Source organism: Bacillus cereus group sp. MG16 (assembly GCF_040459875.1).
Lineage (GTDB): Bacteria > Bacillota > Bacilli > Bacillales > Bacillaceae_G > Bacillus_A > Bacillus_A paranthracis.
Window position 1 is genome coordinate 639,731 of the sequence record NZ_JARVHE010000001.1, and the last position, 21,109, is coordinate 660,839.

Consider the following 21,109-nt stretch of genomic DNA (forward strand, 5'->3'; position numbering starts at 1 on the left):
CACTTATAGAGGAGATCAGAAATATACAAGGAGGTAGTTGTAATGGCTATTGAATGGGTAAAAGAAGGCAATTACGAAGATATTATTTATTCAACATACAATGGTATCGCAAAGATTTCGATTAACCGCCCTGAAGTACATAACGCATTCCGTCCTAAAACGGTAATGGAGTTAATCGACGCTTTTGCACATGCTCGTGATGATGCAAATGTTGGCGTTATCATTTTAACAGGTGAAGGTGGACGTGCATTCTGTTCTGGCGGCGACCAAAAAGTTCGCGGTCATGGTGGATATGTAGGTGACGACCAAATCCCTCGTTTAAATGTATTAGACTTACAACGTCTAATTCGCGCAATTCCTAAACCAGTTATCGCAATGGTAGCAGGTTATGCAATCGGTGGTGGGCACGTACTTCATATCGTATGTGACTTAACAATTGCTGCAGACAACGCTGTATTCGGACAAACAGGTCCTAAAGTAGGAAGCTTTGACGGTGGATACGGAGCTGGTTACTTAGCTCGTATGGTAGGCCACAAGAAAGCTCGCGAAATTTGGTACCTATGCCGTCAATACAACGCGCAAGAAGCGCTTGATATGGGCTTAGTAAATACAGTAGTACCATTAGAACAACTTGAAGCAGAAACAGTACAATGGGCACAAGAAATTTTAGCAAACAGCCCAATGGCACTTCGTTTCCTAAAAGCTGCATTCAACGCAGACACAGACGGTCTAGCTGGTATTCAACAACTAGCTGGAGATGCAACGTTATTGTACTACACAACTGACGAAGCAAAAGAAGGTCGCGACGCATTCAAAGAAAAACGCAGTCCGGACTTCGGTCAATTCCCTCGTTTCCCGTGATCAAACTAAAAGCGGAAGCAGCTCGTTCAGAATGTGAGGGGGATGGAGCTTCTGACGTAGAGGCGCTTTTTGCCTCGTAGGAAGAAGTGAAGCCACCGAACATTCTAGCCGCTGTAGCTGGATGAGATAAAAAGCGAAAGCGGCTCACTTAGAACAAGAGGGCGTTGGAACTCCTGACGTAGAGGCGCTTTTTGCCTCGTAGGAAGGCGTGAAACGACCGACTGTTCTAGCCGCGCTGTAGCTGGATAAGATCAAACCGGAAACAAAACAACTAAGAGACTTGATGTCATATCAAGTCTCTTTCTTTCATGAAAGGAGAATGAGTGATGGAGACGATGCCAAATTGGTTAATTCAACGTGCATTTTTAACACCAGATCGCACTGCAATTGAAATAGAGAAAGAGAAAGTTACTTTTATGCAGCTACATGAAAAAGTAGTATCTGTTTGTGAACACCTCACACATATAGGAGTGAAGCGTGGGCAAAAGGTGGCTGTTCTGATGAAAAATGGTATGGAGATGATTACAGTTATTCACGCCCTATCTTACGTAGGCGCAGTAGCTGTGCTTTTAAATACGCGTCTTTCAAGAGAAGAGCTACTTTGGCAAATGGATGATGCTGCAGTTATTTGTTTAGTGACGGATCAAGATTTTGATGCTAAAGATATTCCTGTCTATTCATTCGCCGAAATGATGAATGGACCAAAAGAGGAAGCCTCTATACAAGAAGAATTCTCTTTAAAAGAAGCGATGACAATTATTTATACGTCTGGGACGACAGGCAAACCGAAAGGCGTTATTTTAACGTACGGCAATCATTGGGCAAGCGCGGTTGGCTCTTCGCTTAATTTAGGGCTTCGTGATGATGATTGCTGGTTAGCTTGTATGCCGATGTTCCACGTTGGCGGGCTATCTCTTTTAATGAAAAACATTATGTACGGCATGCGCATTTTACTCGTTCCGAAATATGATGCTGATTTTATTCATAAAGCACTTCAAACGAGAGGTGTAACGATTATTTCTGTCGTTTCTAAAATGTTAACTGATTTATTAGAGCGACTTGGGGCAGAGACATACCCATCTTCTTTACGATGCATGTTACTTGGAGGAGGACCAGCGCCGAAACCATTATTAGAAACATGTGTAGAAAAAGGAATTCCTGTATATCAAACGTACGGTATGACAGAAACGTCTTCGCAAATTTGTACGTTGTCCGCAGATTATATGTTAACGAAAGTAGGATCAGCTGGAAAACCACTATTTCAGTGCCAACTTCGTATTGAAAAAGATGGCGTCGTAGTACCGCCATTTGCGGAAGGCGAGATCGTAGTAAAAGGACCGAACGTAACAGGCGGTTACTTTAACCGTGAAGATGCGACGCGTGAGACAATTCAAAACGGATGGCTTCATACTGGCGACCTCGGTTATTTAGACGAAGAAGGATTTTTATACGTATTAGATCGCCGCAGTGATTTAATTATTTCTGGCGGAGAGAATATATATCCAGCTCAAATTGAAGAAGTGTTGCTTTCTCATCCGGCGGTAGCGGAAGCTGGTGTTGTCGGTATGACTGATGATAAATGGGGACAAGTACCCGCTGCTTTTGTTGTAAAAAGCGGAGAGATAACAGAAGAAGAAATTCTTCATTTTTGCGAGGAGAAATTAGCGAAATATAAAGTGCCGAAAAAAGCGTGGTTCTTAGAGGAATTACCACGAAATGCTTCGAAAAAATTGTTAAGACGAGAGTTAAGACAATTAGTGGAGGAGATGTAAGTGGAGATAAAAAAAGCGACACTTCATATAACGGAAATGCCACTCGTCACCCCGTTTGCTGCAAGCTACGGAACGTATGAAAAGCGTGAGAGTATCGTCATTGAATTAGAAGATGAGGACGGGTACATTGGATTTGGCGAAGTCGTTGCGTTCTCTGAACCATGGTATACGGAAGAAACAGTGAAGACGGCGCTGCATGTACTGCAAGACTTTTTATTACCGGATTTATTAAAGACTGACATTTCCCATCCGAATGAAGTGCCGAGCTTGTTCCAGCATATAAAAAGAAACCGAATGGCAAAGGCCGGAATAGAAGGAGCTGTTTGGAATTTATATGCGAAGCGTCAAAAGAAATCGTTAGCGACAGTGCTTGGCGGAACGAAGGCTGAAATTGAAGTCGGCGTTGTAATTGGGATCAATACGATTCCGGTTATGTTAAAACAAATCGAGAAGTACGCTGAAGAAGGATACGAGCGTTTTAAAGTGAAAATAAAGCCAGAGCATGATTATGAGTTATTGAAAGAAATTCGTAAAGAGTTTCCGCATATCCCGTTAATGGCTGATGCCAATTCAGCGTATACATTAGCGGATACAGAGAAATTGAAACGATTAGATGAATTTCAATTGATGATGATTGAACAACCACTAGCGGATTACGACTTTCTTGATCATGCACAGTTGCAAAAGAAAATAGAAACGCCAATTTGTTTGGACGAAAGTATCCATAGTTTAGAAGATGCACGCGTTGCGATTACGCTTGGCAGCTGCCAAATCGTTAACATTAAACCAGGACGAGTGGGCGGATTAACGGAGTCGATTCAAATCCATAATTATTGTATGAAGCACAACATCCCCATTTGGTGCGGCGGTATGGTGGAGATGGGGATTTCAAGAGCACAAAATGTTGCCCTCGCCTCACTGCCTAACTTTACGATTCCAGGAGATATATCCGCTTCTAGTAGACATTGGGAGAAGGATATTATTTCGCCGACAGTGATGCTTGAGGGCGGGAAAGTGATGGTACCGCAAAGTGTTGATACTGAGTATGAGGTAGATCGCGGAAGGCTGGCGGAAATCACGAAGCAGTGGATTGTTTTTGAGCGGTAAGTGGAGTTTTTTTATAGCGAGGGGATTTTGTCGTTAATTGTCGGTAAGTCGATATAATTGAAAAATCGCCGATATAATTTGAGTTACGATTGATATAATTGAAAAATCGCCGATATATTTCAAGTTACGGTCGATATATTTGGAAAATCGCTGATATAATTTTATTTAAAAAGGTTACTCTAACGGGTAACCTTTTCGTATTGTACAAATGGGATAGACTAGTTTACAATCGAGCGTATAAAGTGAAACTTTAATCAGTGGGGGTATCCCCACTGATTATTAGCCCGCACCAATCGGGCTTTTATGGGCAGTTGATCTTCCACCTAACTTCTTTGATTCACCCGAATTTTGAGGTGGGAGTCTTACTGCCTGCAAATAGCGGGGTAAAGGGGGAGTAAGATGAAGCGCATTTCAATTTTAATAGCGGATGATGAGGCAGAAATTGCTGATTTAATTGAGATACATTTAGAAAAAGAAGGGTACCACGTCGTGAAGGCAGCTGACGGGGAAGAGGCAGTTCATATTATTGAAACGCAGCCAATCGACTTAGTAGTTTTAGATATTATGATGCCGAAAATGGATGGGTATGAAGTGACGCGTCAAATTCGCGCGAAGCACCATATGCCAATCATTTTCTTAAGTGCGAAAACGTCTGATTTTGATAAGGTGACAGGTCTTGTGCTAGGCGCAGATGATTATATGACGAAACCTTTTACACCGATTGAATTAGTTGCACGTGTAAATGCACAATTACGTAGGTTTCTTACGTTAAATCAGCCGAAAGTAGCGGAGAATAAATCTGCTTTAGCGATAGGCGGAGTTGTGATTGATCCTGAGCGAAGAACAGTAAATGTGTACGGAGAACAAGTTGAATTAACACCGAAAGAGTTTGATATTTTATATTTATTAGCGAGTCACCCGAAGAAAGTATACAATGTGGAAAATATTTTTCAGCAAGTATGGGCAGATGATTATTATGAAGGCGGAAATACAGTTATGGTACATATTCGTACGTTGCGGAAAAAACTTGGGGAAGATAAAAGAAAAGATAAGCTAATAAAAACAGTGTGGGGAGTAGGGTATACTTTCAATGGATAACATGATGAAAAGCTTTCGATTTAAAATGATTGCCTTATTTGCGTTAAGTATGGTGCTCGCTGCAACTGTAACTTATATAATTTATAAAGGATTGCAGTTGTATTATAAAACGATGGTTCGCTATGAAGAGCCTTTAGCACAATTTAGGTCAATCGTAAGGGAATTTGGAGACATTAACTTCTTTTTAATTTTCTTTATCCCGTTATCTATTATCTTTTTCTTCTTTTTGACAAAACCGTATTTAAAGTATTTTAGTGAGATTTCTAACGGGATTCATCATCTTGCGAACGGTAATTTTACGAATAGAGTTCAAGTTTCATCAAATGATGAGTTTGGAGATATTGCGCGTGAAATAAATGTTGCGAGTGAAAAGTTAAAAGAAGCTGTGGAAAGAGGAGACTTTGCTGAAAGTAGTAAAGACCAGCTTGTTGTGAATTTAGCCCATGATTTAAGGACACCATTAACATCCGTGTTAGGGTATTTAGATTTAATTCTTAAAGATGAGAATTTAACAAAAGAACAAATTAAACATTTTTCCACGATCGCATATACGAAATCACAAAGGCTCGAAAGTTTAATTGATGAGTTATTTGAAATTACACGTATGAATTATGGCATGCTAAAGCTGGATAAAAAGCCGATTGATATAAGTGAGCTACTTATACAGTTAGATGAGGAATTGTATCCGTTATTAGAGAAACATCATTTAGAAGCTAGATTGAATATTGATCCGCATTTGCCGATTAACGGTGATGGAAAATTGTTAGCTAGAGTATTTGAAAACTTGTTAACAAATGCCGTTCGCTACGGATACGATGGGCAATTTGTTGATCTGAATGGGTATATCGATAATGAAGAAGTTGTCGTACAAGTTATGAATTACGGAGATAGCATTCCAGAAGAAGATTTACCGTATCTTTTTGATATGTTTTATATAGGTGATAAATCGAGAACTGAGAAACGTGGCGGGACAGGCCTTGGACTGTTTATTGCGAAAAATATTGTTGAACAGCATAATGGTACGATTTCTGCTGAAAGTAATGTAGTTAGAACAATGTTTGAAGTGCGATTGCCAAAAGACGAGAACGTAACAATTTAATAAAAATTTAAACTTTACCCCACTTTTTATTTTAATAGTTTTTTCTATTCTATACGTAAGTTACGTTAAGGAGGAACTAGATATGAAAAAGTGGGTATTTATTTCTTTTTTTATCGCATGCACAATCTGTGTAGGCGTTTATATATCACCGTTGTTTCAAAAGGAAATTGATGTGAAAATCGGCGGGGAAAATAGTGCAGTAAAGGCTGGAAATATGGAAAAGGTGGAGATTACAAAAGAAGAAATTTATAAAGGGGATTTATTATTAGTTAACAAAGATTACCCAGTAAAAAAAGATAGTATTAGGTCCGATATTATAAATGTAAATCATAATAGTGAATTAGTAAGGGGCTATGTAATATTTGATAGAAACCTTCGCTTATCAAAAGGAGTTGTAAAAAAGTTTTTGAACGTGGTCGATGCGGCTGGAAAAGACGGAGTACAGCATTTTTTAATGAGTAGTGGGTATCGAGATTTTAAAGAGCAAAGTAAATTATATAAAGAAATGGGATCTGATTACGCACTCCCAGCAGGATACAGTGAACATAATTTAGGATTATCACTGGACGTTGGATCAACGCAAAAGAAAATGGAGAAAGCGCCTGAAGGTAAGTGGGTTGCAGAGAATGTATGGAAGCACGGTTTTGTATTACGTTATCCGAAGAATAAAAGTCATATTACAGGCATTCAATATGAACCATGGCATATTCGTTATGTCGGCTTACCGCATAGTGCCATTATGCAAAAGGAGAAAATTACATTAGAGGAATACTTAGACTTCCTAAAAGAGAAAAAAGAAATCACAACGGATGTGGAAGGTAAGAAATATACGGTTTCTTATTATAAAGTTTCGGGGAATAGGAAAGTGGATATTCCGGTGAATAAGCAGTATGACATTTCGGGGAACAATGTGGACGGGGTTATTGTGACGGTTCAGGAATAGATAATCTTGATTCTCCCATAATAGTGCTCTATCGTGGGAGAATCAAAATAGAGGAACAAGTACATTCCTAAATAATAGAAGAAGTAACCTTTATATGACGAGGATTGTAATTCGTACATTTTCAATGACGTTTATTCAGAGTAAAAAAGTCGGAGCTTCATCAACATTTTTCAGCCATATATACTCCTGACTATGGAAGCTATCCTTCATCCAGACATCGCCTTTATATACATTTGTTTTCTTGCGAAGCCAAGTAAGATAAGGTCCAATAACTTGAGGGTCTTCATCACGTTCATTCTGTTTTGGGAATGAGATTTGTCGCTGTTCTTCTGTTTTTATATTAATCATATAAAGTGTTGTAAACAGCGTCGGAACAGGACCTTCTTTCCATGCCTTGTTTTCTTTTGCGCGAGCCACAACGACTTTGTTTGGTGAAAGCCATTCTAAATCAAGGTCTACATAACCTATAGGTGTGTATTCCTTTTGTTGTTTTGCTGTTACCATGTCTGCAATTGTGAGTTTTTTATTTTCTACAAAAAACCTTCCTTCTCCTGAAATATAGGCCAGTTGATTGGCTGATGGAGCCCACTTCATCCAGTCTTTGAACCATAGCATGTTACCAAGCGTTCGAAAGTGTGTCCCTTTTGATGAGATAACACATAATGTATTGCTATCCATTGCCAAGGAGGCAGTAGGACTGGCCAAAAAACTAATCCACTTTCCATCAGAACTCCACTTGAAATAGTTAGCATGCACCGCAAATAAATCAGTCTCATTTGTTTGAATCGTATAAAAAGGCTTTATTTTATCTTTAGCAAGATTTGCATCGACTGGAATTTTATAAAGTAGAACCTTGTCCCATCCAGTCGGACGTAAGCAGGATTGTGAGGAAACGATAAATTCCTTTCCGTTCGGGAACCATTCGAAATCACTAACCCCAAGTGATACATTTTCAAAACCGTGCGGGCGACCATTTTTTATTTTTGTAACGTTTAATAAACCTTGATCAGTGTAAGCCAATTGATTTTTGTTTGGCGACCACTTAAAGTCAGATGTTACGACTCTTACATAAGGCTGATAGTTTATTTTCCCCTTCGTATCATAGATGAATAGGTTAGATTTTTTACCCTTTTCATCACTATCAATATAACCAATAAACCTACCATCATAAGACCATTTTGGAGAATACACATATCGATTCTTTGTGATTTGTATTTCTTGATTTCCTTTCTTTATCCATAGCTGATGATCCCGGATAAATGCAGCCGTGAGTGATGGAGGGGCTGCGCTAACCGTTGTTGGTACATACAAAGTGACTAAGGTTATAAATAATAAAATTCGAAATCTCAAGAATATCCCTCCTACTTATAGGTTGTCCGAATATGTAATGAAAACTCTCATTTTAAAAGTAGAGAAGAAAGTAATATAAAATTAAACATTATAACGTTATATTTACTTCTCCCTTTTTTTGTGTTACGCTAAACGTGTGAAAGAGATATAAAATGAAACTTTAATGTAAGCGTATTCTTATGGCTTCTTATAGAAAAGGGTGGAAGTACAATGACAGAACGATTCGTACTACGTAATGTGAAACGTGTGAACGGGGAAGAGATTGACATTGTAATTGAAAATAATAAAATCGCACAGGTGACGAAAGCTGGTGCTGGCGAGGGTGGAAAGGTTCTTGATTACTCAGGTACTTACGTATCGAGTGGTTGGATTGATTTGCACGTTCATGCTTTTCCAGAGTTTGATCCGTATGGCGATGAGGTGGATGAAATTGGCGTTAAGCAAGGGGTAACGACAATTGTTGATGCAGGTAGCTGCGGTGCTGATCGCATTGCAGATTTAGTAAAAAGTAGAGAGCAGGCGAAAACGAATTTATTTGCCTTTTTAAATATTTCTCGCATCGGTTTGAAACGAATTGATGAATTATCCAATATGGAATGGATCGATAAAGAGAAAGTAATAGAAGCAGTAGAAAAGTATAAAGATGTAATCGTTGGGTTAAAGGCGAGAATGAGTAAAAGCGTCGTTTGTGATAGTGGAATTGAACCGCTGCATGTAGCGCGCTCTTTATCCCGTGAAACATCATTACCGATTATGGTACATATCGGTTCGGCGCCTCCTCGCATTGAGGAAGTTGTACCTCTTTTAGAAAAAGATGATGTTATTACACATTACTTAAACGGGAAAGAAAATAATTTGTTTGATGAAGAAGGTAAACCGCTACCTGTGTTACTAGATGCAGTGAATCGCGGCGTTCATTTAGATGTTGGGCATGGTAATGCTAGTTTTTCTTTTAAAGTAGCAGAGGCAGCAAAGCGTCACGATATTGCCTTTAATACAATTAGTACAGATATTTACCGGAAGAATCGCGTGCACGGTCCAGTGTATAGTATGGCTCATGTTCTTTCGAAATTCCTTTACTTAGGTTATCCGCTAGAAGAAGTGATTGATGCGGTGACGAAACATGCGGCAGAATGGCTTAAGAAACCTGAGCTTGGCCGTATTCAAGAAGGAGATATTGCAAATTTAACTTTATTTACGGTGAAAGATGAGAAGATTACGTTAATAGATTCAGAAGGGGATCAGCGCATTGCTGAAAGAAGAATTGATACGAAAGGGGTTGTAGTCAATGGGTCATTCATTGAATGCTAAGTACGGATTAAAAAGAGTAATAAATGCGAGCGGTAGAATGAGTATTTTAGGTGTATCCGCTCCGACAGATACAGTTATGGATGCAATGAAACATGGGGGACAAAATTATGTGGAAATTGCTGATTTAGTAGATAAAGCAGGGGATCATATTGCGAGAATTCTAGATGCAGAGGCAGCGGTTGTTGTGAATTCAGCATCGAGCGGAATTGCGCTTTCTATCGCAGCAATTGTGACAGAAGGAAATCGCCGTAAAAGTGAAAGACTTCATCAAGAGGTCATCGCGAAAAACGAAGTGATTATGTTAAAAGGTCATAACGTTCAATACGGTGCTCCTGTTGAAACGATGATTTACTTAGGCGGAGGAAAACTTGTAGAAGTTGGCTACGCAAATGAAGGGAAAGCAGAGCATATTGAAGATGCAATTGGTGAAAATACAGCAGCAATTCTGTATGTAAAATCACATCATGCCGTGCAAAAAAATATGATTTCTGTTGAAGAAGCATGGGAAGTTGCGCAGCGAAATAATGTACCACTTATCGTCGATGCGGCAGCTGAAGAAGATATTCAAAAATATGTGAAGTATTCAGACCTTGCCATTTATAGCGGTTCAAAAGCAATTGAAGGGCCTACTTCTGGTATTGTTGGCGGGAAACGAAAATATATTGAGTGGCTGAAAGTGCAATTACATTGCATCGGAAGAAGTATGAAAGTTGGGAAAGAAACAACATTTGGCTTACTTCAAGCGCTTGATGAGTACGGAGTAAAAGAAGATAAGAGTGAGCAAGAAAAAGAGTTGTTACAAGTACTTATGCCGCTAAAGGAATTAAACGGTGTAAATGTAACGATTGTTCAAGATGAAGCGGGAAGAGCAATCTTTAGAGCCCGTATTCATATTAACGAAAAAGAGTTAAATAAATCGGCAAAAGACGTTGTGACAGCATTACGCGAAGGGGAAATCGCGATTTATACACGTGATTACGGAGTAAGACAAGGATTCTTTGATATTGATCCACGTCCACTTCAAGGTGATGACATACATGTGATTGAAGAAAAATTGAGAGAAATTGTAGGGGGAAACTAAAATGACAAACATTCAAAAACGTTTTTATAAAGGCCGCGTAGCATTAAATGTATTAGCGAACAATATCGAAAATGCGAAAGATATTTTTGAAGCAGCAGAAGGTTATGTAGTAGTGGGAGTGTTATCAAAAGACTATCCAACAGTAGAAGAAGCTGTTACAGCGATGAAAGCATACGGAAAAGAAATTGATGACGCTGTATCAATTGGACTAGGCGCAGGAGATAATCGCCAAGCAGCAGTTGTAGCTGAAATTGCGAAACATTATCCTGGTAGCCATATTAATCAAGTGTTCCCTTCAGTTGGAGCGACACGTGCAAATCTTGGCGGAAAAGATAGCTGGATTAATAGTTTAGTATCGCCAACAGGAAAAGTAGGGTACGTAAATATTTCTACTGGTCCAATTAGTGCTGCTGGAGAAGAAAAAGCAATCGTTCCAATTAAAACAGCGATCGCACTTGTACGTGATATGGGCGGAAATTCATTGAAATACTTCCCAATGAAAGGGCTAGCTCATGAAGAAGAATATCGCGCAGTTGCGAAAGCTTGTGCGGAAGAAGGATTCGCATTAGAGCCAACAGGCGGAATTGATAAAGAAAACTTTGAAACAATTTTACGTATCGCGCTTGAAGCAAATGTAGAGCAAGTTATTCCGCACGTGTACTCTTCTATTATTGATAAAGAAACTGGCAACACGAAAGTAGAAGATGTGCGTGAATTATTAGCAGTCGTGAAGAAGTTAGTTGATCAATATGCGTAAGAAAATTGCAGCATTTGGTGAAGTAATGATGCGCCTGCAAGTACCAGGATATGAATTGTTGTCGCAAGCTAACACATTAAAATACTCATTTTCTGGTACAGGTGTGAACGTTGCTGCAGCACTTTCTCATCTCGGGCATGAAGGGCTTCTTATTTCTACTTTACCGGAAAACTCGGTTGGAGATGCTGCATTATCTTACATTCAAAAATTAGGCGTGCAAACCTCGCTTGTTTCAAGAGGCGGTAAATATGTCGGCATGTACTTTTTAGAAAATGGATTTGGCGCACGTGCAAGCCGCGTTACATATTCGAATCGATTAGAAAGTAGCTTTAATACAGCATGTGAAGAAATGTATCAATTTGAAGAAATCGCGAAGGAAATTGATATTGTTCATTTTTGCGGGATTACACTTGCGATGAATGATACGGTGCGTCATCATATGAAATCTTTAGCGAAAGCAGTGAAAGAAAACGGAGGAACTGTCGTCTTTGATTGCAATTATCGTCCATCACTTTGGGGAGAAGACGGATATGAGCAGGCGAAACCGCATTATGAAGAAATGTTAGGGCTAGCTGATATTGTAATGATGAACGAAAAAGATGCAATGTTTGTTTTAGGAATGAAAACAGAAGAAACGGAGCGAGAGGCGCAACTTGTTGATCTTATTCCAAAGGTAGCTGAAACGTATAGTATCGCTACAATCGCTGGTACGCATCGCTCTATTAATAGCGATAATACACACTCGCTTCGGGGATTTATATGTAAAGACGGTACGTTCATTTTTGCAAAAACACTTACGTTTTCTGTATATGATAGAATAGGTGCTGGAGATGCTTATACGAGCGGGATTATTCATGGCGAGATAGAAGAGTTTGCACCAGAGAAAGCTGTTTCATTTGCGTCAGCAGCTGGAATGCTTGCACATACAATCGTCGGTGATACGCCAATGTCATCAGAGAAGGATATACTTCGGGCAATGACGGCATCAGTAGGTGATGTAGAAAGGTAGTGGGTGTAACGGTGAACGTAACGAGGAAAAAAGGACCATTATATTTACAAATAAAAAACATTATTCGTGATCGAATATTGCATGGTGTATATGCGATTCATACGAATATTCCTTCCGAACCGCAGTTAGAAGAAGAGTTCAAAGTGAGTAAAATTACAGTACGAAATGCGATTAAAGAACTCGCTCAAGAAGGGTATTTAGAAAAGAAAAGCGGTAAAGGAACGAAAGTCATCCGTAACACGTCTGCGACAAAACTGTCAAAGGGTAAGAAATTTACTGAAGTGTTAGTGGAAGAAGGATATAAAGTACAGAAGAAATTGCTAAAAGCAGAAATCGTCCAGAATGAAGAAGGAACAGTGCCATTTCGATTATTCGGTAAAGAGAGTTTTCGTATTGAACGTTTATATACGTTAAATGATGCACCGTACATTCATTATACGCACTATTTCTCAGCAAAAATGGCAAGTACAGATTTATCGGATTTTGATTTGCAATCGCTTTATGATTTAGTTGAAGACCGAGGCATTCATTTAGAAAACTTCAGAGATGAATTCGCTGTTGGCCTTGCACCTAGTTTCGTTGCAGAAGCATTAGGTGAAAAAGAGGGGACAGCGCTATTAAAACGTATGCGTTATTCTTACGATGAAGTTGGCGAAGTAATTGAATATAGCGAAGGCTACTACAATACAGAAATGCAGCATTATGTAGTGAATTATGACGTATAAAAAGAGGGGATTTTCCCTCTTTTTTTATAAAGTAAGGGGAATGAGAGATGGATATATACTTATTAATCGTCACGTTACTTGCAATCGCGATTGTTATTTTAGGGGTATCATGGTGGAAATGGCATGCATTTATTAGTTTAACAGTTGCGAGTTTATTTTTAGCTATTATGTCTGGACTGAATTTAACGAAAATAGTAACTGCCTATGAATCTGGTGTTGGGAGTGTACTAGGGCATTTAGTTGGTATTTTAGCCCTCGGAACAATTTTAGGGAAAATGATGTCTGATTCAGGGGCCGGCATGCAAGTTGCAGATTTCTTTATTCGATTTTTCGGCGTAAAAAAATTACCTTGGGCTATGTTATTTGCAGGGTTTGTTATAGGGATTCCCGTCTTTTTTGAAGTTGGGATTGTCATTTTATTACCACTTGTTATTTCAATTCGAAAAACAACGAAGCAAAACATATTATTAATTGCTTTACCTGTTATTGCTGGGTTATCTATTGTTCACGGGCTCGTGCCACCACATCCAGGGGCGATGACAGCAATCGGTATTTATAACGCGAACTTAGGAAAGGTACTTTTATATTCATTACTTATCGCGTTACCAACAGCCATTATCGCAGGACCGATATTTGCAAAGTGGGTACATAAAAGGGTTATACCTGAAAATGAACCAGAGCTTATTCGAGTTACGACTGTCTCAACTGATTTACCGAGTCGGAAAGTTTCATTCTTTATTATTTTATTACCAGTTGTATTGATGATTTTATCGGTCGTTGCACCTTATATTTCATTACCGAAAAAGATGACTGAATTTTTCGTCTTTGTGGGAAGCCCAGTAATTGCCTTACTTATTTCATGTTTTGCAGCATTTTATTTACTTGGAATCAGACAAGGTATTAATAAAAAGATGATTAAAAAATTAACAGATGAAAGTTTACTACCGGTCGGTTCTATTATTTTAATAATTGGTGCAGGCGGTGGATTTAAACAAATATTAATTGAAAGCGGCGTTGGAACAGCGATTGCGCAAATGGCAGAACATATATCGTTATCACCAATTGTGTTAGCTTTCATGGTAGCTGGATTAATTCGAATCGCAACAGGTTCAGCTACAGTAGCATTAACGACAGCAGCAGGGATTGTTTCACCAGTTATTCAGCATATGTCTGGTGTGAATTTAGAATTGCTCGTTATAGCAACCGGAGCAGGCTCATTAATGTTTTCTCACGTAAATGATGCAGGGTTCTGGCTTGTAAAAGAGTATTTAGGTTTGACGGTGAAGGAAACGTTTAAAACGTGGACGGTACTGGAGACATTGTTATCATTTATTGCATTTGGTTTTGCGCTTTTATTGAATATGTTTATTTAGAAGAGCCGATTTAAACGAATAGAGCACACAGAGAAAATGTAATTTTTCTGCGTGCTTTATTCGTTTTTTTGTGCTTTCTATCGCTCTATTACTTAATGAAACGGACATACTGATCTTCTCCATCGTCTTTGACAAAGACTCCTAGCTCATTCAGATCTTTACGTAAGTGCTTCTTTTTCTTCGAGTTTCCGTCTCGGATAGCATTTCGTCTTTCATACAAAATGGTATTTACATTTTTATTAAATCGCTCATCCTCTAATTTCCATAGACTATAGTCTTGCTTATAAGGATCTTGTTCCACCCATGGAAAGCCGTGCAGCAAGAAAATATCTTTAATTTTATGTGGATTTATATCAGATTTTTCACGTAACCATTCGCGGTCTTCTTGATCAATGATTACCACTTGGCCTGTATCTACAAAAACGGCTTTTACATTTGAACTGGTAATTTGCTTCTTTTGATCGTCCTTATTTACATGAATGCTTTCCGAAGTAATGTTCATTTTTAAAGCTTCACTATAAATAATTAAAGAAAATAAAATTCCTGCAATAACACCAATGAGCATGAGGATAATAGGAAGCCAGAAGGGGTTAATAAAATTTAAAAGTTCTATCATTTTCGAATCAGAAAAGAGGGGAATCTTTTTTATAATCTCTATTAATTTAGGTGAAAAATATCCGATAACGCCTAAAAGGATTGGACTTACTATAACAAGTAATTTTTCTAAAAAACCTAATCCAATGACAGATGCCTTTTTCATGTGTAGTTCATCCTTTCTTCATATATAATTTTTCAAAATCAGGGCATTTACATAGTGAGTTTCTTCACCATTTTTATGAGCTCATCCGAGTAATTTTCTATAGATATCGATGAATTCGCCTTTAGCATTCTTTCTTCAATTGCTCCTAAAATAAATGAAGCCAATGTGTCAATTCGGAAAGAGTTAGAAAACACTCCATTTTGTTGACCAGTCTTCAAAATATTTAATAACATCGTTCTAAGAGCATCATCATCTTCTTCGTCTTCGATTCTGTAATAAGGAATATTCTCTTCATTTCTTGCATTAAAGACAATCTCAATTAAGGCAATATTATTTTTGTAATGAGTTTCTTGATAAGCCAAATGTGCTTCAATAAAAGTCTCTAGTTTGTTTATTTCAGATTGGGCTAATAGTACTCGATTACTAATAAATTCATGTTGTTTCTCAACTAAAAATTGTAATGTCCGATTCATAAGATAAAGCTTATCGTTAAAATGATAAGAAATAAGTCCAGTGCTAATCTTAGCTTTTTTTGCTACCTTCGTTAAGCTTAAGTTGTTATATCCAACTTCTTCTAATGTATCAATACATGCAAGAATAATTTGTTCACGCCTAGCCTCTGCAATAAAAGAATCAGTCACGCTATTCAACTCCTGATTTATATAATTTGAATGTGTAATCAAAAAACTGATTAGTCGTTCAATTAAATTTTAGTAAGAAATTAGAAGTATGTCAAATGCTTTATGCTTACATCTTGAAAAGGCTAATTCGCCTATCGATGAAGCCCAATTCCTAAAACAAGCCCGTTTTTAGATAAGCCAAGCTTCCTATTCGCCCTGAAAACATACTATAAATGGAATCCCCTCATTTAGAGCAAGGTGAACTTGTTATGAATGATACTAAAGGAGGAATAGAGTAATGAGCGAAAAGTGTGAACACAGACATGATGATTGTAACCGCAGACACCATGGTTGCGGAGGCGGTTTTGCGCTTCTAATCGTATTGTTTATTTTATTAATCATCATCGGTGCTAGCTGCTTCGGCGGAGGCGGCGGTTATGGTGGCGGCTACGGCGGATATTGCTGCTAATTAAAAACTATTGAAAATGGCCTTGTGCAATACGCACAAGGCCATTTTATTCATATTTTGATATGCTGTGATAACTTTTTAATGTACAGAGAACGGATTAAGAAGAAGAAAATAATCTCGATAATCCCAAAGAAAGTGAGTACAATTAATAACTCTTTTAGTAAAGAAAAAGCGAACATGGTTTGTAAAAATTTAACCGCAAATAATGTGTGAATACCAGCAACGATGTAAGGAACGAAAAATAAAATTCCTAATTGAATCGTTGCAGAACGAAACATTTCTGATTCTGTTAAACCAAGCTTTGTAATCGTAATGTATTTTTGTTTTTCATTTGTTAAGTCGTTATACATACGGAAGTATAAAACACTAGCTGCACCGATAAAGAAAATAAAACCGAGAAATGCCCAAATAAAGAAAGTAGCAATTGAATTTCCTTTGCTGTATTTCAGATCATCGGCAGCTGTATAAATATGAAATGGGGGTTCAAAATTACCTTCCGCATCTTTGTGCGCCTCATAGAAGGTATCTGTATCTTTTCCAATATGTTTTAATATATTTTTCGTAGGAGCAATCGCATTTTCCCAGTTTTCAACGAAGTAATTATACACTATGGTTGTTTCAATATGAGGAATCATATTATTGAATACATCATCTTGTACAACCATTAAATAAGGGAATACGAAGGCTGGTTCAATGGATTTATTAATAAATCCTTTAATATGAAATTCTTTTTTATTAGATCCAATTGTAATTGTATTTTGTTTTGCAAATGGATTTGATACAAGATTTAAGAGCTCTGGTGAATAGCGAGAAATAATATAAACTTGTGTAGAATCCAGATGTATTTCTGGTCTCTTTAATTGTTTCGCAAGCGTGTTATAATCACTCATTTTCATAAGAGCAATGTCTTCTTTTAAAGCAGTATTTTTTAATAATGTAGATTTATGTTTGTTGTATTGAAAATTAGCATTTGTAAGCTCCGTTTCAATTGTAGCAATATGTTTTTGTTCAAGTGAATTGTCCCCATTAGACGTATATGTGAAGGGGAAAGGACGGCGTTCTAATATCATTGCTTTCGTATTACTATTAATAGCAAATACTCCGATAATAATTGTAAATGCAAGTGCAGATAGCATAGAAACGATAAAGAGTACATTAATATTACTACGAGTCCGGTTAGCTAAATCTGAAATCCATAACATATTTATTTGCTTCATATAAAACTTTCTGCGCTTCTTCAAAATAAAGATAAAGAGAAGAAACGTTTGTGAAAAGAATAAATATGTTCCTACCACTACGAGAGGTAAAATAGATAGCATAATTAAGAATACAGATCCATTTTGTGCATTTTTTTCTGTTATATAGCCTTGCGGATAACCAGCGATATAATAGCATAGTGCTAAACAAATTAAAGCAAATAATGAGATGAGTATAGACGGTCTTTTTTCCTTTTTATTATTTTTAAGTAATCGAGTTGTTTTACGAGTACGAATAAACATAGGTGTAAACGTAGATACGATAAGAAATAAAATAATAAAAGTTATTGTTGTTACGATAATAGCTTCTGTTGGCCAATATAAATAGAGGCCTTTTGCGTTTGTTAATTTAGAAGTAACGAGTAAGAAAAAGTTAGAAAAAACAAGACCGCCTTGAATACCAGCAAAAATAGCAAGCATTCCAATTATCATATTTTCAGTAAACAAAAGGCGTTTTAATTGTTTTTGAGATATACCGAGAACAGTTAAAACGCCAAATTGTTGTTTTCGTACATTTAAAAACGTCCCAATAGAATATAAGAGAAAGAAGAACGAGAACAAAACGATAACAAACTGTGCCATTCCGGTTAAGTTCATGAGCGGATCTTGTTCATGCAATTTATTCATAATTTGTAAGCGCGGATGATACGCATATACAGTAAATGAAAAGAAAACCATGATAGAAAAAGCACTACTTACAAAATAAGCGAAATATGCTTTCGAATTGCGCGAGACATTTTTAAATGCGAACTGCCAAAATGTCATCCACGTCTTCCTCCTAGTAATGCTAAAACATCTAATATTTCTTGATAAAACTTCTCACGGTACAATCCGCGGTGCAGTTCGTTGTAAAGCTCTCCATCTTTAATGAAAATAACACGGTTACAATAACTTGCTGCAAACGGATCGTGCGTAACCATTAAAATTGTTGCATCTTCTTCTTTGTTTAATTTCGTAAATAGCTCCATTACGTCAATAGCTGCTTTCGAGTCTAGGTTCCCTGTCGGTTCATCAGCTAGTAAGAGAGAGGGATGATGAATAACGGCGCGTGCTACAGCAGTACGCTGTGCTTGTCCTCCTGAAACTTCAAAAATACGTTTGTCTAAAATATGATCAATTCCAAGCTTTTTTGAAATGTTATCAAGTTTTTCATCCATTTCTTTTAATGGAATATTATCTAATGTTAAAGGTAATACGATATTTTCACCGATGGTTAGTGTATCTAGTAGGTTGAAGTTTTGGAAAACAAACCCCAATTCTTGTCGGCGGAAAATAGCTAACTTCTCTCTACGAAATGTGTGCGGTTTTTTGCCGTTAATCACGACATCACCAGCAGTCGGAGAATCAATGGTAGAAATAACGTTTAAAAACGTAGATTTACCACTTCCAGATGGCCCCATAATCGCAACGAATTCACCTTTATTTACATGTAAATTTATATTTTTTAAAGCAGTATGAGGGACTTTTCCCTCATATACTTTTGAGACGTTTTTTATGTGTAATACTTCTTCCATAGTAATCACCTTTCTATCTTTTAAAACTTAATGTGTTGTGATAATTTTTGCATATAAAAGGAACGAATTAAAAGGAAAAATAAAATTTCAACTGTTCCAAAAATCATAAGTACGACTGTAATCTCAGCGAAGAACGAGAGATGTAAAACTTCTTGTAACATCTTTGTCGCGAACATCGTATGGATGGATGCCATAATGTAAGGCACGAAGAAAAGAATCGCAAGCTGAATTGTCGCTGAATGTTTCATTTCAGTTTCCGTTAAACCAATTTTCGTAATCGTTACATACTTTTCTTGCTCATTTGTTAAATCTGTATACATCCGGAAGTAAAGAACACTGCCAGCTCCGATAAAGAAAATAACACCTAAGAAAGTACCAATTAAGAAAAATGAAGCGACATTTAGTTTTGTTTTATATAGAGAATCGCTCGCTTCACTTGCATGGAAAGGCGGGTGCTCTGCTTGAATTGCTGCATTGTCGTTATGGATTTTTGTTATAAACGATGAACCGATATTATGTGCTTTTTCCCAATCTGTAACTTTGAAGTTATATACACTCATTTGCTTGGAAACGGTCGATAATGCTTCTACATTTTCATCAGATAGTATGAGCAATTGGTATATTAAGCGATTTGGGAATGGATTATAACTTTTATATTCTTTCACTTGTAGTTGTAAATTGTTTTGCGTAAGTGTAAGAGTATTTTTCTTGTCTTTATTGTGAAGCGTTCCAATAACTTGATCATCTAAGTCTTTCATAAGAATATAAGATTCATTCTTATTTACCGTGAGTGTCTCCCAATTTAAAGCCTTAGCAAGTACATTATAGTCACTTTGTTTAATGGCATAATAGAGCTGCGTGTTATTTTCAGCTGAAGATACTTCATATATATCCGTTTTAAATTTTGTATAAGTAAAGTGCTCTTCATTAAATTTTTGTTCTAACCAGTTTAAATGTTCATCCGCCAACGTATTTTCAGTATGTGATAAATATGTAAAAGGAAAAGGATTTTCTCTTACTGTATCAAACTTCATAAATTTACCAAATCCATATAAGAATGTAATCATAGTAAAAGCAAGTGTTGATAGCATCGCTACAATAAAGAGCATGTTAATGTTTGTCCGAATGCGCGCTGCTAAATCAGAAATCCAAAGCATATTAATTCGCTTCATATAAAATGTTCTTCGCGTTTTTAATATACGAATGAGTAAAAAACTAATTTGTGAAAAGAAAAAGTATGTTCCAGCTGTAACAAGTGACGGAATGAGAAATATACTGGTGGCGGCGTACAAAAGCCCAACTACGTCGCCGAGCGACATGAAATATAGCGGATTGGCTGCTAGCACGTATCCAGATATTAAACATATCGCACCAAATAGAGAGATGAGCACAGATGCTTTTCTTTCTTTTTGTTTTGTTCCTTCTTTTAAAAGACGTACAGCCTTTCTCGTACGAATGAGCATCGGTGTAAAAGATGATACGAGAATAAAGAGTCCGAGAAAGATGATGATAGTTAAAATAATGGCGCTTGTAGGCCAATATAAATATAAGCCAGGTACATGTGTAATCTTGGCGGTAACTAATAAAAAGAACTGCGAGAAAACAAGTCCAAGTTGAATGCCAAAAAATATAGAAAGAACACCAATTAACATATTTTCTATAAATATGAGTCGTTTTAATTGTTTTTGAGAGATGCCAAGTACTGTTAAAATCCCAAATTGCTTTTTTCGTACTTTTAAGAAAGTACCGATTGAATATAGTAAAAAGAAAAATGAAAAGAATACAATGACAACTTCTGAAATTGTCATTAATATGTTCAGAGCATAATTTACGTCTGTCATATGCAATTTAGGATGAAATAAGTAAACTGCAAATGAGAAAAAAATAGCAATGGAAAACGCACTGCTTACAAAATAGGCGAAATAAGCTCTGGCGTTCCGCGAGACGTTTTTAAATGCAAACTGCCAAAATGTCATTCACCTAAACCTCCTAATATAATGAGCA

18 protein-coding genes and 1 pseudogene are annotated in these 21,109 nt (G+C 37.1%); 13 read left to right on the plus strand and 6 right to left on the minus strand.

Annotation, left to right across the window (positions count from 1 at the left end; translation table 11 throughout):
* Nucleotides 1-42: 42 nt before the first annotated feature.
* The 6 genes from menB (at nt 43) to QCI73_RS03270 (ending at nt 6,880) form a co-directional block, all read left to right on the plus strand.
* Nucleotides 43-861, plus strand: a complete 819-nt coding sequence (gene menB, locus QCI73_RS03245) for a 1,4-dihydroxy-2-naphthoyl-CoA synthase (protein WP_000963876.1) — start codon at nt 43-45, stop codon at nt 859-861.
* A 326-nt stretch (nt 862-1,187) separates the two neighbouring features.
* Entirely contained in the window at nt 1,188-2,633 is a 1,446-nt protein-coding gene (locus QCI73_RS03250) for an o-succinylbenzoate--CoA ligase (RefSeq protein ID WP_200730835.1), read from the plus strand.
* Entirely contained in the window at nt 2,634-3,740 is a 1,107-nt protein-coding gene (menC, locus tag QCI73_RS03255; RefSeq protein ID WP_200730836.1) for an o-succinylbenzoate synthase, read from the plus strand.
* 399 nt (nt 3,741-4,139) lie between these two features.
* On the plus strand, nt 4,140-4,838 hold the full coding sequence (locus tag QCI73_RS03260) for a response regulator transcription factor (RefSeq protein ID WP_200730837.1): 699 nt from the start codon (nt 4,140-4,142) through the stop codon (nt 4,836-4,838).
* On the plus strand, nt 4,831-5,937 hold the full coding sequence (locus QCI73_RS03265) for a HAMP domain-containing sensor histidine kinase (RefSeq protein ID WP_200730838.1): 1,107 nt from the start codon (nt 4,831-4,833) through the stop codon (nt 5,935-5,937). The genes QCI73_RS03260 and QCI73_RS03265 overlap by 8 nt, the downstream gene beginning before the upstream one ends.
* Nucleotides 5,938-6,019: 82 nt before the next feature.
* Complete coding sequence (locus tag QCI73_RS03270; protein ID WP_327922260.1) at nt 6,020-6,880, plus strand: M15 family metallopeptidase; 861 nt, start codon at nt 6,020-6,022, stop codon at nt 6,878-6,880.
* A gap of 121 nt (nt 6,881-7,001) precedes the next feature.
* Here QCI73_RS03270 and QCI73_RS03275 read toward each other — a convergent pair.
* Nucleotides 7,002-8,230 (minus strand): annotated as a pseudogene (locus QCI73_RS03275) (translocation protein TolB).
* 210 nt (nt 8,231-8,440) lie between these two features.
* Here QCI73_RS03275 and QCI73_RS03280 point away from each other — a divergent pair.
* Genes QCI73_RS03280 through gntP form a run of 6 tightly spaced genes read left to right on the plus strand, consistent with a single transcriptional unit; the run spans nt 8,441 to nt 14,486 of the window.
* Complete coding sequence (locus QCI73_RS03280) at nt 8,441-9,541, plus strand: amidohydrolase/deacetylase family metallohydrolase (protein ID WP_048557005.1); 1,101 nt, start codon at nt 8,441-8,443, stop codon at nt 9,539-9,541.
* Entirely contained in the window at nt 9,519-10,622 is a 1,104-nt protein-coding gene (locus QCI73_RS03285) for a DgaE family pyridoxal phosphate-dependent ammonia lyase (protein WP_000510086.1), read from the plus strand. The genes QCI73_RS03280 and QCI73_RS03285 overlap by 23 nt, the downstream gene beginning before the upstream one ends.
* A 1-nt stretch (nt 10,623) precedes the next feature.
* The gene (gene dagF, locus QCI73_RS03290; RefSeq protein WP_000181911.1) at nt 10,624-11,379 is read left to right on the plus strand and encodes a 2-dehydro-3-deoxy-phosphogluconate aldolase; all 756 of its coding nucleotides are present in this window, start codon (nt 10,624-10,626) and stop codon (nt 11,377-11,379) included.
* Entirely contained in the window at nt 11,372-12,388 is a 1,017-nt protein-coding gene (locus tag QCI73_RS03295; RefSeq protein WP_327922262.1) for a sugar kinase, read from the plus strand. The genes dagF and QCI73_RS03295 overlap by 8 nt, the downstream gene beginning before the upstream one ends.
* Complete coding sequence (locus tag QCI73_RS03300) at nt 12,388-13,113, plus strand: GntR family transcriptional regulator (protein WP_000539282.1); 726 nt, start codon at nt 12,388-12,390, stop codon at nt 13,111-13,113. The genes QCI73_RS03295 and QCI73_RS03300 overlap by 1 nt, the downstream gene beginning before the upstream one ends.
* 47 nt (nt 13,114-13,160) lie before the next feature.
* Nucleotides 13,161-14,486, plus strand: a complete 1,326-nt coding sequence (gntP, locus tag QCI73_RS03305; protein ID WP_353822489.1) for a gluconate permease GntP — start codon at nt 13,161-13,163, stop codon at nt 14,484-14,486.
* Between the two features lie 88 nt (nt 14,487-14,574).
* On the opposite strand, the gene QCI73_RS03310 is transcribed toward gntP, so the two are convergent.
* Complete coding sequence (locus tag QCI73_RS03310) at nt 14,575-15,246, minus strand: YqeB family protein (protein WP_014893450.1); 672 nt, start codon at nt 15,244-15,246, stop codon at nt 14,575-14,577.
* Nucleotides 15,247-15,293: 47 nt separating this feature from the next.
* A complete protein-coding gene (locus QCI73_RS03315; protein ID WP_353822490.1) occupies nt 15,294-15,887 on the minus strand; it encodes a TetR/AcrR family transcriptional regulator in 594 nt (197 codons plus the stop codon).
* Nucleotides 15,888-16,164: 277 nt separating this feature from the next.
* Between QCI73_RS03315 and QCI73_RS03320 the strand changes: the two genes are divergently transcribed.
* Complete coding sequence (locus QCI73_RS03320; protein WP_353822491.1) at nt 16,165-16,335, plus strand: YjcZ family sporulation protein; 171 nt, start codon at nt 16,165-16,167, stop codon at nt 16,333-16,335.
* Between the two features lie 50 nt (nt 16,336-16,385).
* On the opposite strand, the gene QCI73_RS03325 is transcribed toward QCI73_RS03320, so the two are convergent.
* From QCI73_RS03325 to QCI73_RS03335, 3 genes are read right to left on the minus strand one after another with little or no spacing between them, the layout of a single operon-like run.
* Nucleotides 16,386-18,356 (minus strand): ABC transporter permease, encoded by a 1,971-nt coding sequence (locus tag QCI73_RS03325; RefSeq protein ID WP_353822492.1) that lies wholly within the window; start codon nt 18,354-18,356, stop codon nt 16,386-16,388.
* On the minus strand, nt 18,353-19,105 hold the full coding sequence (locus QCI73_RS03330; protein WP_353822493.1) for an ABC transporter ATP-binding protein: 753 nt from the start codon (nt 19,103-19,105) through the stop codon (nt 18,353-18,355). The genes QCI73_RS03325 and QCI73_RS03330 overlap by 4 nt, the downstream gene beginning before the upstream one ends.
* A 20-nt stretch (nt 19,106-19,125) precedes the next feature.
* A complete protein-coding gene (locus tag QCI73_RS03335; RefSeq protein WP_327922265.1) occupies nt 19,126-21,081 on the minus strand; it encodes an ABC transporter permease in 1,956 nt (651 codons plus the stop codon).
* Nucleotides 21,082-21,109 lie beyond the last annotated feature (28 nt).

Bases quoted from the DNA above. Each gene is read 5' to 3' on its own strand.
- menB (WP_000963876.1), top strand. From the start codon at position 43: ATGGCTATTGAATGGGTAAAAGAAGGCAATTACGAAGATATTATTTAT.
- QCI73_RS03250 (WP_200730835.1), top strand. From the start codon at position 1,188: ATGGAGACGATGCCAAATTGGTTAATTCAACGTGCATTTTTAACACCA.
- QCI73_RS03260 (WP_200730837.1), top strand. From the start codon at position 4,140: ATGAAGCGCATTTCAATTTTAATAGCGGATGATGAGGCAGAAATTGCT.
- QCI73_RS03265 (WP_200730838.1), top strand. From the start codon at position 4,831: ATGGATAACATGATGAAAAGCTTTCGATTTAAAATGATTGCCTTATTT.
- QCI73_RS03270 (WP_327922260.1), top strand. From the start codon at position 6,020: ATGAAAAAGTGGGTATTTATTTCTTTTTTTATCGCATGCACAATCTGT.
- QCI73_RS03280 (WP_048557005.1), top strand. From the start codon at position 8,441: ATGACAGAACGATTCGTACTACGTAATGTGAAACGTGTGAACGGGGAA.
- QCI73_RS03285 (WP_000510086.1), top strand. From the start codon at position 9,519: ATGGGTCATTCATTGAATGCTAAGTACGGATTAAAAAGAGTAATAAAT.
- dagF (WP_000181911.1), top strand. From the start codon at position 10,624: ATGACAAACATTCAAAAACGTTTTTATAAAGGCCGCGTAGCATTAAAT.
- QCI73_RS03295 (WP_327922262.1), top strand. From the start codon at position 11,372: ATGCGTAAGAAAATTGCAGCATTTGGTGAAGTAATGATGCGCCTGCAA.
- gntP (WP_353822489.1), top strand. From the start codon at position 13,161: ATGGATATATACTTATTAATCGTCACGTTACTTGCAATCGCGATTGTT.
- QCI73_RS03310 (WP_014893450.1), bottom strand. From the start codon at position 15,246: ATGAAAAAGGCATCTGTCATTGGATTAGGTTTTTTAGAAAAATTACTT.
- QCI73_RS03320 (WP_353822491.1), top strand. From the start codon at position 16,165: ATGAGCGAAAAGTGTGAACACAGACATGATGATTGTAACCGCAGACAC.
- QCI73_RS03325 (WP_353822492.1), bottom strand. From the start codon at position 18,356: ATGACATTTTGGCAGTTCGCATTTAAAAATGTCTCGCGCAATTCGAAA.
- QCI73_RS03330 (WP_353822493.1), bottom strand. From the start codon at position 19,105: ATGGAAGAAGTATTACACATAAAAAACGTCTCAAAAGTATATGAGGGA.
- QCI73_RS03335 (WP_327922265.1), bottom strand. From the start codon at position 21,081: ATGACATTTTGGCAGTTTGCATTTAAAAACGTCTCGCGGAACGCCAGA.